Raw genomic sequence first — 16,790 nt, 5'->3', positions numbered from 1 at the left:
GTGCCACACCCCTGTCATGTGCGGACGTTTTGCGCTGACGGCGAGCCCCGAAGAATTGTTGGAACTGTTTGGCCTGCTGAAGGTGGAAGACTTCCCGGCGAGGTTCAACATCGCGCCGAGCCAGCCGATCCTCATCATCGTCGCTTCCGAACGGGCGGAGCCGGGCAGCAACCTGCCCGACCGCAAGGCAATGCTGGTCCGCTGGGGCCTCACGCCGGGCTGGGTGAAGGATCCGCGCAGCTTTCCACTGCTCATCAATGCGCGCGCCGAGACCGCGACGGAGAAGGCCGCCTTCCGCGCTTCGATGCGCCACCGTCGCATTCTGGTGCCGGCATCCGGATTCTATGAGTGGCATCGTCCGCCGAAAGGCAGCCGTGAAGCCTCGCAGGCCTATTGGGTCCGGCCGAAGAACGGCGGCATCGTCGCCTTCGCCGGCCTTATGGAGACTTGGTCATCCGCTGACGGTTCCGAAGTCGATACCGCCGCCGTTCTCACCACGGGCGCGAACAAGACGATCCGGCACATCCATGATCGCATGCCGGTCGTGATTCCGCCGGAGGAATTCACGCGATGGCTGGACTGCCGGACACAGGAGCCGCGCGACGTGGCGGACCTTCTGGCTCCGGCGCCGGAGGACTATTTCGAGGCGGTTCCCGTGTCCGACAAGGTCAACAAGGTTGCGAATACGGGGCCTGACCTCCAGGACGAAGTCGCACCCATAGCATCGATCTTGACGAAAGGAGCTTCCGCCGACCGCGAAAAGGACGACGGACAGTTGACGCTCTTTTAGGGCGCGTTCTGGCCTGTCACGCGGGGCGCTTGACGAGTTTTCTTGCCGGCAGGTTTGGCCTTGGCCTGCAGGCAGGCGGCGAGCACGGCCTTGAGGCCAAGCGGCCGATATTGCGCCACGAGATCGGCCGCGGGGGGCTTGGAGCCGGGAGTCTTGGCGGGTTTCATCTGCATGTTCTCCTTGATGCTTCCTATATCGGAAACGCTTCGTCGTCGCTTTTGTGCCCGAAAACGGCGTTTCTCCTTGTTCCGCGGGAAACATGATCGACGCAGCGTCGCGAATCACGTTCTCGCGTGGCGATCCCGGTCGAGCCAAATCGTGACAAATCCATGGCCGCGGACTTGTGTTGATGCCCACCGTTGCTTGCATGCGGCTGGCCTCTTGACCGGCGCCATATGACGCGCGATAAGGGTCGCCATGAAAACGGTTATCTGCATTATTTGCCGGAAGATTATTCGCTAGCGATCCGCTGGCCTGGCCGTTTTCGTCTCCCGAAATCCAAGATGACAAACGTGCGGGCCGCCCGGGCGTTATAGTGCGACGGTTGCATGCAGGCTTGGAGATTTGGGATGGGCGGAATGCCGACTTTGAAGCTGTACAACACGCTGACGCGGGAAAAGGCCGATTTCCGGCCGATCGACCCTCAGAACGTCCGCATGTATGTCTGCGGCCCGACCGTCTACGACTATGCTCATATCGGCAATGCCCGGCCGATCATCGTCTTCGACGTGCTGTTCCGGTTGCTTCGCCACGTCTACGGCGAAAGCCGCGTCATCTATGCACGCAACATCACGGACGTTGACGACAAGATCAATGCGCGCGCCCTGCGCGACTATCCCGGCCTGCCGTTGAACGAAGCGATCCGGCGCGTCACCGAGAAGACCGAGACGCAGTTCCTCGACGATGCGGCGGTACTCGGCTGTCTCGAGCCGACCGTTCAGCCGCGCGCCACCGAGAGCATCCCTCAGATGATCGAGATCATCGAGAAGCTCATCGCCAATGGCCATGCCTATCAGGCCGAGGGTGAAGTGCTCTTCGATACGCGGTCGATGCCGGACTATGGCCAGCTTTCCAGGCGCAATCTGGACGAGCAACAGGCTGGCGCGCGGGTCGCGGTCGAGGCCCACAAGAGAAATCCCGGCGACTTCGTGCTCTGGAAGCTTTCGCAGGAGCATGAGCCCGGCTGGGACAGCCCCTGGGGCCGCGGTCGGCCCGGCTGGCACATCGAATGCTCGGCGATGAGCGGCCGCTATCTCGGCGACGTCTTCGACATCCATGGCGGCGGGCTCGACCTGATCTTCCCGCATCATGAGAACGAGATCGCCCAGTCGCGCTGCGCGCACGGCACGGATGTCATGGCCAATGTCTGGATGCACAACGGCTTCCTGCAGGTCGAAGGCCGCAAGATGTCGAAGTCGGAGGGTAATTTCGTCACCATTTACGAGCTTCTGCACACGGAGAGGTTTGGCGGCCGCAAATGGCCGGGCGAGGTGCTGAGGCTGGCGATGCTGATGACGCATTATCGCGAGCCGATCGACTTCTCGATCAAGCGGCTGGAGGAGGCCGAGCACCTGCTCTCCCGATGGCCGGTGCCGGGCGAGGCGGCGGGCGAAGCGGACGCGGCCATCGTGGCTGCGCTGGCAGACGACCTCAACACCGTCGCCGCGATCCAGGCGCTGCATGCCCTGGCGCAGAAGGCCTCGGCGGATGCGCAGTATCTCGGCGCCTTCGCTGCAAGTGCCGCGCTCCTCGGCGTGCTGCCGAAGGAGATCGAACTCGACGAAGCGGTCGTCGAGGAGATCGACGGCCGCGTGCGAGCGCGCCTCGAACTGTTGAAGGCGAAGAATTATGCAGAGGCTGATGCCATCCGCGCCGATCTCCTGGCGCGCGGCATCCAGCTCAAGGATGGCAAGGATCCGGAAACGGGCGAGCGGGTGACCACCTGGGAAGTGAAACGGTCCCAGACCTGAGCATGCAGTAGGAGGAAGAGATGGCTGACGATTTCCATACCGGCGGATGCCAATGTGGTGCGGTCCGCTTCCGCGTCGAGGGCAAGCTCGGCGACGCATCGGTCTGCCACTGCCGTATGTGCCAGAAGGCGAGCGGCAATTTCTATCTGCCGCTCGTTTCGGTGCGCGGGGCGAAAGTCTCCTGGCCGCGGGGCGAGCGCAAGCGGTTCCAGTCATCCAATGCGGTCTGGCGCGGCTTCTGCGGCGATTGCGGCACGCCGCTCACCTTCGAGGCACCGGACGGCATCGCGCTGGCGATAGCCGCCTTCGACAGGCCCGAAGGCATAACACCGACGATCCAGTGGGGTACCGAGGCGAAATTGCCCTATGTCGACCACGTGCCGAGCCTTCCCGGCGAGGAGACGATGGCCGACGTCGATGCGGCTTCTTACCTGGCCCATCTCGAATCCTATCAGCATCCCGATCATGACACCGAAACCTGGCCCCCGGAGGAGAAACGATGAGTGACGCCACACGAACTGGAGGGTGCCAGTGCGGTTCGGTCCGTTTCCGCATCCGCGGCGACCTCGGACGCCCGTCGATCTGCCATTGCCGAATGTGCCAGAAGCAGTTCGGTTCGTTCTTTTCGGCCCTGGTGACGGCGCCAAAGGACGGGGTCGAATGGATACGCGACGAACCGAGCTATTTCCAATCCTCGGTGAATATCGATCGCGGCTTTTGCCCGAAATGCGGCACACCGCTGACCTATCGGCATCCCGGCGGCTTGGAAATCGCCATCGGCGCCTTCGACGACCGCTCCGATCTCGCACCGCAGATCCAGGTCAATTACCAGGCTCGCCTGCCTTGGGTCGAAACGATCTTCGATCAGCCGGTCCATGATGATCAGGACTATTATGCCCGGCAGGAGCGGATCATCTCCTTCCAGCATCCCGATCACGAGACGGAGCAGTGGCCGTCGGCAGGGCAGTGGACATCATGATCAGGCGCATCTTCACGGGCGGCTGCCAATGCGGCCAGGTGCGTTACCGTGCCGAGGGCACGCTCGACGATCCCCATATCTGTCATTGCCGCATGTGCCAAAAGGCGGCGGGCAACTATTTCCTGCCACTTGCCAATATCGCGCGCGAGAATTTGAGCATCACACGCGGCCAGCCTTCCTGGTTTCGCTCCTCCGATCTGGTGCGGCGCGGCTTCTGCCGCAATTGCGGTACGCCGCTCTTCTACGACATGCCGGATGCGAGCTTTTTGAACATCACACTCGGCTCGCTCGACGATCCCGATGACGTCCAACCCATCTATCAGTCCGGCGTCGAGTCGCGGATGTTCTGGTTTGCGCACCTGCCGAGACTTCCCGAAAGAGACACGGATGATGGCAGTGAAGAAGCCGCCGCGCGCCATCTGTGCGTGCTGGAATCGAACCGCCAGCACCCTGATTTCGACACCGTTCACTGGCCACCCGAGGAAGTTTTGCCGTGAGTGCTGCAGTCAGAACTCTTTATCCGGAAATTGAACCCTATGCCTCGGGTCGCCTCGACGTCGGCGACGGCCATGTGATCTACTGGGAAAAGGCAGGCACATCAGGGGCGAAGCCGGCTGTGTTCTTGCACGGCGGTCCTGGCGGTACGATCTCGCCGAACCATCGGCGCCTCTTCGATCCGGCGCTTTACGATGTCACATTGTTCGACCAGCGCGGTTGCGGCAAGTCGACCCCGCATGCGGAGATCAACGCCAATACGACCTGGCATCTCGTCGCCGATATCGAGCGATTGCGTGAACTCGCCGGCGTTGAGGAATGGCTGGTCTTCGGTGGCTCCTGGGGCTCGACGCTGGCGCTCGCCTATGCCGAAAAGCATCCCGAGCGCGTTTCCGAGCTGGTCGTCCGGGGCGTCTATATGCTGACCAGGGCCGAACTCGACTGGTACTATCAGTTCGGTGTCTCGGAAATCTTCCCCGACAAGTGGGAGCGCTTCATCGCCCCGATCCCGCCGGAAGAACGTCACGAGATGATGCGCGCTTACCACCGCCGCCTGACGAGCGATGACCGCGCGACGCGGCTTGCGGCAGCCAAGGCCTGGAGCATCTGGGAGGGTGAGACGATCACGCTACTGCCCGAGCCGGCGACCAGTACCCGGTTCGAGGACGAGGAGTTTGCCGATGCCTTTGCCCGGATCGAAAACCATTTCTTCGTCAATGCCGGTTGGCTCGACGAGGGGCAGTTGCTGCGCGATGCGCACAAGCTCCACGGCATCCCGGGCGTGATCGTCCACGGCCGCTACGACATGCCGTGCCCGGCCAGATATGCCTGGCAGTTGCACAAGGCCTGGCCGGAGGCCGAATTTCATCTGATCGAGGGGGCAGGCCATGCCTATTCCGAGCCGGGCATTCTCGATCGCCTAATCCGCGCGACCGACAAATTCGCCGGCAAGACCGAATAGCGGTAAACCCCGCACTGATTTCCAGACCTGCATTTTGGACCGAGCCATGACCAAGGAACGCATCTATCTCTTCGACACGACGCTTCGAGACGGGCAGCAGACGCCCGGCATCGACTTTTCCGTCGAGGACAAGATCGCCATCGCCTCGATGCTCGACGAATTCGGCATGGACTATGTCGAGGGCGGCTATCCGGGAGCCAATCCGACCGACACGGAGTTCTTCACGAAGAAGCGCACGCAGAAGGCCTCCTTCGTCGCCTTCGGCATGACCAAGCGCGCCGGCATCTCCGCCTCCAACGACCCGGGTCTCACTGCGCTGCTCGCGGCCAAGAGCGATGCCATCTGTCTCGTCGCCAAGAGCTGGGACTATCATGTGAAGGTGGCGCTCGGCTGTTCGAACGAGGAAAACCTCGAGAATATCCGCGCCTCGGTCGAGGCCGTTGTCGCCTCCGGCCGCGAGGCGATGGTCGATTGCGAACATTTCTTCGATGGCTACAAGGCAAACCCGGCCTATGCGATCGCCTGTGCGAAAACGGCGCTCGAGGCCGGGGCGCGCTGGGTGGTGCTCTGCGACACCAATGGCGGCACGCAGCCGCCGGAAATCCGGGAAATCGTTTCTGCCGTGATTGCATCCGGGGTCCCGGGCGCCAATCTCGGCATCCACGCGCACAACGATACCGGCCAGGCGGTGGCGAACTCCTTGGCCGCGGTCGAGGCCGGGGTGCGGCAGGTACAGGGAACGCTGAACGGCATCGGCGAACGCTGCGGCAATGCCAACCTGGTGACGTTGATTGCGACACTTGCGCTGAAGGAAACCTATTCGGAGCGCTTCGAGACGACCATCGACGCCGACAAGCTGCAGGAATTGACGACGCTTGCCCACGCCTTCGACGAACTCCTCAATCGCTCGCCGGACCCGCAGGCGCCTTATGTCGGCGCGTCAGCCTTTGCCACGAAGGCGGGCATCCATGCCTCGGCGCTGTTGAAGGATCCGCGCACCTACGAACATGTCGCGCCCGAGTCGGTCGGCAATCTGCGCAAGGTCATGGTCTCCGACCAGGGTGGCAAGGCAAACTTCATCAACGCGCTGAAGCGGCGCGGCATCACCGTCTCGAAGGACGATCCGCGGCTCGACAAGCTGATCGAGATCGTCAAGGAGCGCGAGGCGACCGGCTATGCCTATGAAGGTGCGGATGCGAGTTTCACGCTGCTCGCCAGCCGTATCCTCGGCACGGTGCCCGATTTCTTCCATGTGGAAAGCTTCCGGGTCATGGTCGAACGCCGTTTCGATGCGAACGGCAATTTGAAAACTGTATCGGAGGCCGTGGTCAAGGTCATCGTCGACGGCGAAGTGATGATGTCGGTCGCCGAGGGACATGGCCCCGTCAATGCGCTCGACCTCGCGCTTCGCAAGGATCTCGGCAAGTTCCAGTCGGAGATCGCCGATCTCGAGCTCGCCGACTACAAGGTGCGTATCTTGAATGGCGGCACCGGTGCCATTACCCGCGTGCTGATCGAATCGACCGACCGGACGGGCGCGCGCTGGTGGACCGTCGGCGTCTCCGACAACATCATCGATGCGTCCTTCCAGGCGCTGATGGACAGTATCGTCTACAAGCTGCTCAAGAATCGCGACCGGGTCGGGCTGATCGCTGCCGAATAGTCCTGCGCGCCCATCTTCAATATCGTTCACGCATCGGTTCACGGAAATGAATTGGTGCATCACCGTTCGTTGGAGTAGGAGGCAAAGAGGAGAGACGGCAATTCTGCGCTGACGACTGGCCGTCTATTGAGACCGGAGCGATCTCCGCTTGGCTGCGGTCGAGTTTTCAGGATCAGGATCATGGCCGAGCCGAACGCGAAACAGCCCGCAGAGAATACCGATTCCGCGAGAGGATTCGCCTTCGCGCTGACAGCCTATCTGCTCTGGGGTTTCCTGCCCTTTTTCATGAAGGCGGTGGCGCATATTCCTGCGCCTGAAGTTGTCGCGCACCGCATCGTCTGGTCGGTGCCGCTCGCTGGCCTCGTGCTTCTGTGGCTTGGCCGCACGCAGGAGATCAAGACTGCGTTGCGCTCGCCGCGCATGCTGAAGATGGCGACGCTGACGGCCGCCCTCATCACCGTCAACTGGGGCATCTATGTCTGGGCGATCGGTGCCGGCCGGGCGATCGAGACGGCGCTCGGCTATTACATCAATCCGCTGTTCTCGATTTTCCTCGGGGCTCTGCTGCTCAAGGAAAGGCCGAGTCCGACGCAGATGGTGGCGATCGCGCTCGCCGCGCTTGCGGTCGCCGTGCTCGCCTTCGACGCTGGCGGCCTGCCCTGGGTGTCGATCGGGCTTTGCATCTCCTGGGGGTTTTACGCCTTCTTCCGCAAGACGCTGCCGATCGGGCCGAATCAGGGCTTCTTCCTCGAGGTGCTTCTGCTCAGTGTCCCGGCGATCGGCTACATCATCTGGCTCGAGGCGACGGGGCAGGGGCACTTCGGCGACACAAACATGACCGACGTCGTCCTGCTTCTGTCCTGCGGTCTCGTCACCGCCGTGCCGCTGATGATCTATGCCAATGGCGCGAAGCTCTTGCGACTCTCGACCATCGGCATCATGCAGTATATCGCGCCGACGATGATCTTCGTGATCGCCGTTTTCGTGTTCCACGAGCCCTTTGGCGCGGCGAAACTGATTGCCTTCGCGCTGATCTGGGCGGCGCTCTTCATCTATTCGGGCGCGATGCTCGTCGAAAGCCGAGCCCGTCGCGCCGCGCAGCCGACTCCGGCGGAGTAGTTCATTTAGCCAGGCAAGGCTCTCGAGCGGGATGAGGAAAAGTGTGCGCGGTTTTCCGCCCGCATCCCGCTCTAACCTTTTAGATTAAAGTCTGGAAATGATCTCGGTTGCGCCTTCACGGTCGTTCGCGGCGGCGGTGGCGAGGATGCCGGGAACGATGTCTTCGACGCGGTCGATCACCAGCGGCTGGACCAGGTGGGCCGTGTGGACGAAGCCTTGCTCGCGCATATGCGTCAGGAGTTCGAGCATCGGCGCCCAGAAGCCGTTGATATTGCCGAACACCATCGGCTTGCGGTGGCGGCCGAGCTGCGCCCAGGTCATGATCTCGACGATCTCCTCGAGCGTGCCGATGCCGCCGGGCAGCGCGATGAAGGCGTCGGCACGCTCGAACATCGTGTGCTTGCGTTCATGCATGTCGCCGGTGACGATGAGCTCGTTGAGCTGGCCGAGCGAGTGGCGGGTCGCTTCCTTGTCCATCAGGAATTCGGGAATGATGCCGGTAACGTGACCGCCGGCCGACAGCACCCCGCTTGCCACTGCACCCATGATGCCGCGCGTGCCGCCGCCATAGACGAGCTGCAGACCGTGATCGGCGATCGATTTGCCCAGAAGACGCCCCGCCTCGATATGCGCGGGATCGCGTCCAGGCTGTGAACCGCAATAGACGCAAACGGATCGAATCGGGGCAGGGTGCTTGATCATGAAGGCAAAAAAGACATTGCAGCGCAGCATGGTCAAGGAAAATGCGCGAAAATCTGTCGCCCCATTGCTTGCCTGCGCAGTCGAAGCTTGTGCTTAACTACAGGAAACGTTAGCAATTTCAGCATTACATTGAAGAATTCGGACGGCCGACCGCCGTTGCGCTATAATGTAGCAAAGGCTTGCATGTTGCGAGCCGATAAGGGGCATGTGCGGAGCAACGCTCCGCTCCTGTGGAGAGTGGCATGATTAAGAACAAGGCCAGCTGGGTAGCCCTCGGTGTGCTGGCGATTGCGACTGCATTGATGGTCTTCGTGGTTCAGCCGAACCTCGATCTGAAGGAAGATGACAAGGATCGGGCCGCGCAACCGGCAGCAAGCGGCAGTGAGACCGCAGGAGCGGCCCCGGTCAAGGAGCAGGCGGCCGCGACCGCCGCCAGCGCCGCTCCCGCTGCGGCCGCCGATTTGACCATTCCCGGGTTTGATCTTCTTCGCGTCGAGCCGGACGGGTCGACCGTCGTCGCCGGCCGGGCCCAGCCGGGCACGAAACTAGAGATTCTGAGCGGCGATACCGTTGTCGGCACGGCCGATGTAAACGCCGCCGGGGACTTCGCCGCCGTCTTTGACAAGCCGCTTGCAACGGGTGACCACCAACTCACGCTCAGAAGTGTCGGTGCGGACGGCGCCAGCAAGACTTCGGAAGAGGTTGCGACCGTTTCCGTGCCGAAGGAGCCAGGCGGGCAGCTGCTGGCGATGGTCTCCAAGCCGGGCGAGGCGAGCCGGCTGATCACCACGCCGAAGGCCGATGCCAAGCCGACCGAGACTGCCGCGGTGCCCGCCACGCAGAACGGCGCGACCGAGGCGACGCCGGCGCCTTCCAATATCGTGCCGGGACTGCAGGTGACGGCCGTGGAGATCGAAGGCAAGAAGATATTCGTCGCTGGCAATGCGAAGCCCGGAGCGCTGGTGCGCATCTACGCCGACGAAAAGCTCGTCGGAGAGATGAAGGCGGACGACCAGGGACACTTCGTCGTCGATGGTTCGGTTGATCTCGCCGTCGGCAGCCACATCATCCGTGCGGACATGATGAGCGAGGACCCCACCAAGGTCGCGATGCGCGCCTCGGTGCCTTTCGACAGGCCGGCCGGCGCGCAGGTTGCTGCGATTGCCGGCTCCTCCGCGGGCTCCGCTGCCCCTGGCCTCGACGGCCTCAGGACGGAAGCAGGCAAGGCGGTCGCCCTGTTGAAGGGGTTGTTCGCCGATGGCAAGCAGCCCTCCGCCGAGCAGCTTGCCGCTGCTCGTTCGGCAACGGAATTTGCACTGAAATCGCTTTCCGAGTTCAAGCCGGCCGACAGTTCCGACGCGTCGCAGACGGCTACGGCGGCCGAGGCTTCGAAGGCCGCCGCCGAGGGTCTGAAGCTTCTTCGAAATTCGCCGCAGGACCCGGCAAGCATCATCGCGACGCTGGGCAAGGTTGACGGGGTCATCGGACCTGCCTTGCCGCAACAGGCAGCTGGAACTATGGTCGCGGCCTCTGCCAAGCCCCAGGCCACGGCGAGCGATGCGGTGGAACCACCGAAGACCGAGACCGCGGCGAATTCCGCAACACCGCCTGCGAGCGAGCAGGTGGCGGCATCGCCACCTTCCGAGGCGCAGCCTGCGACGATCGAGCAGCCGCCGCTCAAGGAAAGCAAGGAATCGGTGATCATCCGCCGCGGCGACACGCTCTGGCAGATCTCGCGGCGCGTCTATGGCGCGGGGGTACGCTACACGACGATCTATCTCGCCAACCGCGAACAGATCGACAATCCCGACCTGATCCGCCCCGGACAGGTGTTCGGGGTTCCGAACGAGGCCCTCTCCGACGAGGAATCGCGGCAGATCCATCGCAAGCGCGTGAGACACGAATAATTTCCTTCTTCCAACCGCAGTTCCATTGCGGTGGAGCGGGGGGAGACCTATTTGTAAAGGCAGGCGGCGTCCGTCAAAGGACGCCGCTTTTCATTGAGCCGGAAAGGGATCGCGGACGAGCTCAAGCGGTATGCTGACCTCTCGGTTGACGTCGCGCTCACTCTGCATCGCCGCGGTCCGGAAGTATTGGAAGCAGAGACACTTGGCACCCAAGAACCAGAAGAAGACGGTTTCCGCCGATGCCGCCAATCCATTCGGTACGATCGCCAATCTCTGGCCCTATATGTGGCCGGCCGACCGTCCTGATCTCAAGCTTCGCGTCATTTGGGCGACCATCATCCTTGTCGCCGCAAAAACTGTTCTCGTTCTGGTTCCTTATTTTTTCAAATGGGCAACGGATGCGCTGAACAACAAGCCGGACGCGCTCGGCTTCCTGCCGCAATTCCTGACTGGAGCCGTCATGCTGGTGCTCGCCTACAATCTGGCGCGCCTGCTGCAGTCCGGCCTCAATCAATTGCGCGACGCCCTTTTTGCGAGTGTCGGCCAGCACGCCGTCCGGCAGCTCGCTTACAGAACCTTCGTCCACATGCATCAGCTGTCGCTGCGCTTCCATCTGGAGCGGCGCACCGGCGGGCTCTCGCGCATCATCGAGCGCGGCACCAAGGGCATTGAGACGATCGTTCGCTTCACGATCCTCAACAGCGTTCCGACTTTGATCGAATTTCTGCTGACCGCGGTGATCTTCTGGTGGGGTTACGGCTTCAGCTATCTCCTCGTCACCGCCGTCACCGTCTGGCTCTACATCTGGTTCACGGTGCGCGCCAGCGACTGGCGCATCGCCATCCGCCGGTCGATGAACGACAGCGACACCGATGCCAACACCAAGGCGATCGATTCGCTGCTGAACTTCGAGACCGTCAAGTATTTCGGCAACGAGGAGATGGAGGCGAAGCGCTTCGACAAGTCGATGGAGCGCTACGAACGCGCCGCCACCCAGGTCTGGACCTCGCTCGGCTGGCTGAACTTCGGCCAGGCGCTGATATTCGGTGCCGGCACCGCGGTGATGATGACGATCTCGGCGCTCGCCGTCAAAAGCGGCGAACAGACCATCGGCGACTTCGTCTTCGTCAACGCGATGCTGATCCAGCTCGCCATCCCGCTGAACTTCATCGGATTCGTTTATCGCGAAATCCGCCAGGGGCTGACCGATATCGAGCACATGTTCGATCTCCTCGACGTTCAGGCGGAAGTGGTCGATCGTCCGGATGCGAAAGAACTCGAGATCGAGCGCGGCGCGATCGCTTTCAAGGACGTGCATTTCGCCTATGATGCAGCCCGCCCCATCCTCAAGGGAATTTCCTTCGAGGTGCCGGCCGGCAAGACGGTGGCGGTCGTCGGTCCGTCAGGAGCCGGAAAATCCACCTTGTCGCGGCTGCTCTACCGTTTCTACGACGTTCAGCGGGGCTCGATTACCGTCGACGGTCAGGATGTGCGCGACGTCACCCAGAAGAGCCTGCGCGGCGCGATCGGCATGGTTCCGCAGGACACGGTGCTCTTCAACGACTCGATCGCCTACAACATCCGCTACGGCCGCACAGCGGCCTCGGATGCCGAGGTCGAGGCGGCCGCGGAAGCCGCGCAGATCGCCGACTTCGTAGGCGGCTTGCCGGAGGGCTACCGGGCGATGGTCGGCGAGCGCGGACTGAAGCTTTCGGGCGGCGAGAAGCAGCGCGTCGCGATCGCGCGGACGATCCTGAAGGCACCGCCGATCCTTATCCTCGACGAGGCGACCTCCGCCCTCGACACGAAGACCGAGCAGGAAATCCAGGCGGCCCTCGATGTCGTGTCGCGCAATCGCACCACGCTGGTGATCGCCCATCGCCTGTCGACCGTCATCAACGCCGACGAAATCATCGTGCTCAAGGACGGCGTCATTGCCGAACGCGGCACGCATGGCGAATTGATCGACCGCGACGGCCTCTACGCCTCCATGTGGAGCCGCCAGCGCGAGGCGACGCAGGCCGAGGAGCAGTTGAAGCGGGTGCGTGAGCGCGACGATCTCGGCATCGTCGACCGCGGCGCGCCGGCGGCATGATGAGGGTCGCTGCCGGCCGCGCTGCCGCGACCGCCAATTGCCGTTCGCCGTTGCCGGGCCTGCGAATTCGCGCTAGTTCACGTGCGACGTCACATCTGGAGTAAGTTGATGAGCTTGGTCGAAACGGTCCGCAACACGCTGGTCCCGGTGCACAAGGAAGGCTATCGCTTCATTGCGATCTTTTTCGTCGTTTCCCTGATCCTTGGCTTCCTGTGGGAGCCGCTGATGTGGATCGGCTTTCTGTTGACCGCCTGGTGCGCCTATTTCTTTCGCGATCCGGAGCGCATGACGCCGATCGACGAGGATCTCGTCATCAGCCCCGCCGATGGGCGCGTATCGTCGATCGCCACCGTCACCCCGCCGGAAGAACTGGGGCTCGGCTCCGAGCCGATGCTGCGCATTTCGGTGTTCATGAATGTCTTCGACTGCCATGTAAACCGCGCCCCGATGAGCGGCACCGTCCGGCGCATTGCCTATCGGGCCGGCAGCTTCCTGAATGCCGAACTCGACAAGGCAAGCCATGACAACGAACGCAACGGCCTTGTCGTCGAAACGAGCCACGGCGCTATCGGCGTCGTCCAGATCGCCGGCTTGGTCGCGCGGCGCATTCTCTGCTGGACGACCGAGAATGCGTCGCTGGAAGGCGGCGAGCGCTTCGGTCTCATCCGGTTCGGTTCGCGCGTCGACGTGTTTCTGCCGGAAGGCGTGCAGCCGCGCGTCAGTGTCGGCCAGAAGGCTATCGCCGGCGAGACCGTGATCGCCGAATTCGGCTCGTCGAAGGGGCCGGTCATCAGCCGACGCGCGTGAGGAACCGAGATGGAAAATCCCCGGCAGGAAGATGCGGCCGAAAGCCCGGAAGCGGCGATCGACACGAACGACACGCATGACAAGGCCCGCGGCCCGCGGCTGCGGGAGATCCCGCTGCGCCTGATGGTGCCGAACACGATCACCGTTCTGGCGATTTGTGCTGGCCTCTCCGGCATCCGCCTCGCCTTCGAGAATCGTTTCGAACTCGCCGTCGCGATGGTGCTGTTTGCAGCATTCCTGGATGGCATCGACGGCCGCGTGGCGCGGCTGCTCAAGGCGACGTCGAGCTTCGGCGTCCAGATGGACTCGCTTGCCGATATCATCAATTTCGGCGTGGCGCCGGCCCTTGTCCTATATGTGTTCATGCTCGACCAGGCGCGCTCCGTCGGCTGGATCGCGGCGCTGATCTATGCGATCGCGGTCGGCTTGCGGCTCGCCCGCTTCAACGTCATGGCCGAACGTCCCGTCAAGGCAGCCTGGCAGTCGGAATATTTTGTCGGTGTTCCGGCGCCGGCCGGCGCCATGCTGGTGCTGCTGCCGGTCTATATCGGCCTCCTCGGGCTTGCGCCCGGCAGGATCTTTGCCCTGATAGCGTCGGTTTATACCGTGTTGATCGCCTTCCTGCTGGTCAGCCGTCTGCCGGTCTGGTCCGGCAAATCCGAAAACCGCGTGCGCCGCGATCTGGTGCTCCCGGCTATCCTGGTCGTCGTCCTCTACGTTGCGACGCTGATGACCTATACGTGGGAGACGATGGCCGTGACCGCGGTGGCCTACCTGATCAGCCTGCCGTTCGGCGCTCGCTCCTGGCAGCGAAAATATGGCGACTGGCCCGCGGGCCAGGGCGGCGATGGCCTGCCGGGCGACAGCGACTGATTGCAATGCATGACAAAAAAAGCCACCGCGAGACCCGGCGGTGGCTTTTCTTAAACATCCGCAGAGCCTGACTACTCCGGCATCCGGTAGTCGACGATCTTCTTTTCCCGGACGATGAAGAGCTTGCCGGTCTCGGTTTGCTCGGGAGCGAGCAGGGGCATCAGCGCGGCGGCGACCTCGGAGGGATGTGGCACCGTCGCCGGATCTTCTCCCGGTACGGCCTGAGCCCGCATCGCGGTCCGCGTCGCACCCGGATCGACGCTGAGGATGCGCAGCGGCAGACGCTGCGTCTCGTAGGCCCAGGTCCGCGCCAGGGCCTCGACGGCGGCCTTGGAGGCGGAGTAGGGGCCCCAGAACGGCTTGCACTTGTGAGCGGCGCTTGAGGAGAGGATGAGTGCCCGGCCGGCATCGGACTTGACGAGCAGTGGCTCGAGCGAGCGGATCAGGCGCCAGGTGGCGGTGACGTTGATCGACATCACCTTTTCGAAGACTTTGGCCTCGACGTGGCCGATCGGCGAGATCGTGCCGAGCACGCCAGCATTGGCGACCAGGATGTCGAGCTTGCCCCAGCGTTCGTTGATGGCGCCACCGAGCTTGTCGATCGCGGCCATGTCGGCGAGGTCGAAGGGAACCAGCGTCGCCGATCCTCCAGCCGCCTTGATGGCGTCGTCCAGTTCCTCCAGGCCGCCGACGGTACGGGCGCAGGCGATGACATGCGCGCCGGCCTTGGCGAGTTCGAGGGCAGTGAAATAGCCGATGCCGCGCGATGCGCCGGTAACGACGGCGATCCGGTCTTTCAGATTGAGCGTCATTGTGTTGTCTGGTTATCCGTTGCTGGCAAGAACCGAAAGTTTGCGGACGTTGCTCGCGCCTTCCTGGTCGAGCAGGCGGGTCGGATAATCGCCGGTGAAGTAATGGTCGGTGAACTGCGGCGCCTGCGGGTCGCGCGGGGCGCCGCCGACGGCTTGGTAGAGACCGTCGATTGTCAGGAACTCGAGCGAATCGGCACCGATGAAGCGACACATCGAGGCGAGATCGGCATGCTGGTTGGCCAGCAGCTTGTCGCGGTCGGGCGTATCGATGCCGTAGAAATCCGGATGGAAGATCATCGGGCTCGCGACGCGGATATGCACTTCGCGTGCACCGGCCTCGCGGATCATCTGCACGATCTTGACCGAGGTCGTGCCGCGAACGATCGAATCGTCGACGAGCACCACGCGCTTGCCGGCGATCATGGCGCGGTTGGCCGAATGCTTCAGCTTGACGCCGAAGGCGCGGATCTGCTGCGTCGGCTCGATGAAGGTCCGCCCGACATAGTGGTTGCGGATGATGCCGTATTCGAAGGGAATGCCGCTCTGCTGTGCGTAGCCGAGCGCCGCCGGAGTGCCGCCGTCGGGCACCGGAACGACGACGTCCGCCTCGACGGGCGACTCCTTGGCAAGATTGACGCCCATGTTCTTGCGCGCCACGTAGACGCTGCGGCCGCCGACGACCGAATCCGGACGGGCGAAATAGACATATTCGAAGAGGCAAAGCCGTTCAGGCCGCGGCGATTCCGGCTTGCGTGCGTCGATCGAGACCGAGCCGTCCGCCTGGATCTCGCAAATGACGACTTCGCCGTTCTCGACATCCCGGATGTACTTGGCGCCAATGATGTCGAGCGCGCAGGTTTCCGAACAGAAGATCGGCTTGCCGTCGAGTTCGCCCATGACGAGGGGGCGGATACCGATCGGGTCGCGCGCCGCGATCAGCTTGGTTCGCGTCATCGCCAGCATCGAATAACCGCCTTCCATCTGGCGGATGGCATCGATGAAGCGATCGGAGGAGGAGGCCTGCTTGGAGCGGGCGATGAGGTGAAGGACGACTTCGGTGTCCGAGGTCGACTGACAGATGGCGCCATCTGCGATCAACTGGCGACGCAGCGTCAGGCCGTTGGTGAAGTTGCCGTTATGGGCGATGGCGATACCGCCGACTTCGAGTTCGGCAAAGAGCGGCTGGACGTTGCGCAGCGCTACCTCGCCGGTCGTCGAGTAGCGCGTATGCCCGATGGAAACAAAGCCGGGCAGCTTGGCCAGCGTGGCGGGGTCGGTATAGTGGTCGCCGACGAGGCCCATGCGCTTTTCGGTGTAGAACTGCTTGCCGTCGAAGGTGACGATACCGGCCGCTTCCTGGCCGCGATGCTGGAGCGCATGCAGCCCGAGTGCCGTCAGCGTGGCTGCATCCGGATGACCGAGTATGCCGAACACGCCGCATTCCTCGTGCAGGGTATCGCCATCGAGTTCGTCGCGGATTTCACTGGATCTGAGATCGGTCATCGCAGTCGCCTTTGCTCCATGCCGGTGCGCATATCGTGGTCAGGCTGCCAATCGTCAAGCAATCTTAGCCGAAATGACTGGCAAGCGTTATTTCCAAATGGACAAAGCCCGCAC

Annotated in this window: 16 protein-coding genes; 12 read left to right on the top strand and 4 right to left on the bottom strand. The window is 62.9% G+C overall.

All coding sequences use genetic code 11. From position 1 onward, the window contains the following. Nucleotides 1–16: 16 nt before the first annotated feature. On the top strand, nucleotides 17–790 hold the full coding sequence (locus tag N181_RS26960) for an SOS response-associated peptidase (RefSeq protein ID WP_037391175.1): 774 nt from the start codon (nucleotides 17–19) through the stop codon (nucleotides 788–790). Here N181_RS26960 and N181_RS34165 read toward each other — a convergent pair. Further along, nucleotides 787–957: a hypothetical protein gene (locus N181_RS34165; RefSeq protein WP_162832825.1), complete on the bottom strand. Its 171-nt coding sequence runs from the start codon at nucleotides 955–957 to the stop codon at nucleotides 787–789. The two genes, N181_RS26960 and N181_RS34165, sit on opposite strands and share 4 nt — an antisense overlap. Nucleotides 958–1,359: 402 nt before the next feature. Between N181_RS34165 and cysS the strand changes: the two genes are divergently transcribed. From cysS to rarD, 7 genes are all read left to right on the top strand, one after another. Then, nucleotides 1,360–2,760 (top strand): cysteine--tRNA ligase, encoded by a 1,401-nt coding sequence (gene cysS / locus N181_RS26955; protein WP_037391174.1) that lies wholly within the window; start codon nucleotides 1,360–1,362, stop codon nucleotides 2,758–2,760. 20 nt (nucleotides 2,761–2,780) lie between these two features. Beyond that, a complete protein-coding gene (locus N181_RS26950; RefSeq protein WP_037391173.1) occupies nucleotides 2,781–3,263 on the top strand; it encodes a GFA family protein in 483 nt (160 codons plus the stop codon). Beyond that, entirely contained in the window at nucleotides 3,260–3,739 is a 480-nt protein-coding gene (locus N181_RS26945; RefSeq protein ID WP_014327805.1) for a GFA family protein, read from the top strand. Before N181_RS26950 ends, N181_RS26945 begins: the two co-directional genes overlap by 4 nt. After that, the gene (locus tag N181_RS26940; RefSeq protein WP_014327806.1) at nucleotides 3,736–4,236 is read left to right on the top strand and encodes a GFA family protein; all 501 of its coding nucleotides are present in this window, start codon (nucleotides 3,736–3,738) and stop codon (nucleotides 4,234–4,236) included. The genes N181_RS26945 and N181_RS26940 overlap by 4 nt, the downstream gene beginning before the upstream one ends. Further along, nucleotides 4,233–5,195 carry a prolyl aminopeptidase gene (pip, locus tag N181_RS26935; protein ID WP_014327807.1) on the top strand — a complete coding sequence of 321 codons (963 nt, stop codon included), beginning with the start codon at nucleotides 4,233–4,235 and terminating at the stop codon, nucleotides 5,193–5,195. Before N181_RS26940 ends, pip begins: the two co-directional genes overlap by 4 nt. Nucleotides 5,196–5,241: 46 nt before the next feature. Further along, nucleotides 5,242–6,858: a citramalate synthase gene (gene cimA, locus N181_RS26930; RefSeq protein ID WP_014327808.1), complete on the top strand. Its 1,617-nt coding sequence runs from the start codon at nucleotides 5,242–5,244 to the stop codon at nucleotides 6,856–6,858. Nucleotides 6,859–7,038: 180 nt separating this feature from the next. Further along, nucleotides 7,039–7,977, top strand: coding sequence for an EamA family transporter RarD (gene rarD, locus N181_RS26925; protein WP_037391171.1), 939 nt, complete (start codon nucleotides 7,039–7,041; stop codon nucleotides 7,975–7,977). 84 nt (nucleotides 7,978–8,061) lie between these two features. On the opposite strand, the gene N181_RS26920 is transcribed toward rarD, so the two are convergent. Further along, a complete protein-coding gene (locus N181_RS26920; RefSeq protein ID WP_037391182.1) occupies nucleotides 8,062–8,679 on the bottom strand; it encodes an LOG family protein in 618 nt (205 codons plus the stop codon). A gap of 242 nt (nucleotides 8,680–8,921) precedes the next feature. Here N181_RS26920 and N181_RS26915 point away from each other — a divergent pair, with 242 nt between their 5' ends. The 4 genes from N181_RS26915 (at nucleotide 8,922) to N181_RS26900 (ending at nucleotide 14,361) form a co-directional block, all read left to right on the top strand. Then, the gene (locus N181_RS26915; protein WP_014327811.1) at nucleotides 8,922–10,586 is read left to right on the top strand and encodes a LysM peptidoglycan-binding domain-containing protein; all 1,665 of its coding nucleotides are present in this window, start codon (nucleotides 8,922–8,924) and stop codon (nucleotides 10,584–10,586) included. Nucleotides 10,587–10,788: 202 nt separating this feature from the next. Beyond that, nucleotides 10,789–12,681 carry an ABCB family ABC transporter ATP-binding protein/permease gene (locus tag N181_RS26910; RefSeq protein WP_037391163.1) on the top strand — a complete coding sequence of 631 codons (1,893 nt, stop codon included), beginning with the start codon at nucleotides 10,789–10,791 and terminating at the stop codon, nucleotides 12,679–12,681. A gap of 108 nt (nucleotides 12,682–12,789) precedes the next feature. Continuing rightward, entirely contained in the window at nucleotides 12,790–13,488 is a 699-nt protein-coding gene (locus tag N181_RS26905; RefSeq protein WP_014327813.1) for a phosphatidylserine decarboxylase, read from the top strand. Nucleotides 13,489–13,497: 9 nt separating this feature from the next. Next, entirely contained in the window at nucleotides 13,498–14,361 is an 864-nt protein-coding gene (locus N181_RS26900; RefSeq protein WP_014327814.1) for a CDP-alcohol phosphatidyltransferase family protein, read from the top strand. Nucleotides 14,362–14,432: 71 nt separating this feature from the next. Here N181_RS26900 and N181_RS26895 read toward each other — a convergent pair whose 3' ends face one another. Both N181_RS26895 and purF read right to left on the bottom strand, forming a co-directional pair. After that, a complete protein-coding gene (locus tag N181_RS26895) occupies nucleotides 14,433–15,173 on the bottom strand; it encodes an SDR family NAD(P)-dependent oxidoreductase (protein WP_014327815.1) in 741 nt (246 codons plus the stop codon). Between the two features lie 12 nt (nucleotides 15,174–15,185). Continuing rightward, nucleotides 15,186–16,676 carry an amidophosphoribosyltransferase gene (gene purF, locus N181_RS26890; RefSeq protein ID WP_037391162.1) on the bottom strand — a complete coding sequence of 497 codons (1,491 nt, stop codon included), beginning with the start codon at nucleotides 16,674–16,676 and terminating at the stop codon, nucleotides 15,186–15,188. Nucleotides 16,677–16,790: the final 114 nt, after the last annotated feature.

This window comes from Sinorhizobium fredii USDA 205, from assembly GCF_001461695.1.
GTDB lineage: Bacteria > Pseudomonadota > Alphaproteobacteria > Rhizobiales > Rhizobiaceae > Sinorhizobium > Sinorhizobium fredii.
Note: the sequence above shows the minus strand (reverse complement) of the source record. Positions and strands in the feature narration are given on the sequence as shown.

Excerpts from the sequence above, each read along its gene's own strand:
- N181_RS26920 (WP_037391182.1), bottom strand. The coding sequence starts at position 8,679 with ATGATCAAGCACCCTGCCCCGATTCGATCCGTTTGCGTCTATTGCGGT.
- N181_RS34165 (WP_162832825.1), bottom strand. The coding sequence starts at position 957 with ATGAAACCCGCCAAGACTCCCGGCTCCAAGCCCCCCGCGGCCGATCTC.
- purF (WP_037391162.1), bottom strand. The coding sequence starts at position 16,676 with ATGACCGATCTCAGATCCAGTGAAATCCGCGACGAACTCGATGGCGAT.
- cysS (WP_037391174.1), top strand. The coding sequence starts at position 1,360 with ATGGGCGGAATGCCGACTTTGAAGCTGTACAACACGCTGACGCGGGAA.
- N181_RS26960 (WP_037391175.1), top strand. The coding sequence starts at position 17 with ATGTGCGGACGTTTTGCGCTGACGGCGAGCCCCGAAGAATTGTTGGAA.
- cimA (WP_014327808.1), top strand. The coding sequence starts at position 5,242 with ATGACCAAGGAACGCATCTATCTCTTCGACACGACGCTTCGAGACGGG.
- N181_RS26950 (WP_037391173.1), top strand. The coding sequence starts at position 2,781 with ATGGCTGACGATTTCCATACCGGCGGATGCCAATGTGGTGCGGTCCGC.
- N181_RS26915 (WP_014327811.1), top strand. The coding sequence starts at position 8,922 with ATGATTAAGAACAAGGCCAGCTGGGTAGCCCTCGGTGTGCTGGCGATT.
- N181_RS26900 (WP_014327814.1), top strand. The coding sequence starts at position 13,498 with ATGGAAAATCCCCGGCAGGAAGATGCGGCCGAAAGCCCGGAAGCGGCG.
- N181_RS26940 (WP_014327806.1), top strand. The coding sequence starts at position 3,736 with ATGATCAGGCGCATCTTCACGGGCGGCTGCCAATGCGGCCAGGTGCGT.
- N181_RS26945 (WP_014327805.1), top strand. The coding sequence starts at position 3,260 with ATGAGTGACGCCACACGAACTGGAGGGTGCCAGTGCGGTTCGGTCCGT.
- N181_RS26905 (WP_014327813.1), top strand. The coding sequence starts at position 12,790 with ATGAGCTTGGTCGAAACGGTCCGCAACACGCTGGTCCCGGTGCACAAG.
- N181_RS26895 (WP_014327815.1), bottom strand. The coding sequence starts at position 15,173 with ATGACGCTCAATCTGAAAGACCGGATCGCCGTCGTTACCGGCGCATCG.
- rarD (WP_037391171.1), top strand. The coding sequence starts at position 7,039 with ATGGCCGAGCCGAACGCGAAACAGCCCGCAGAGAATACCGATTCCGCG.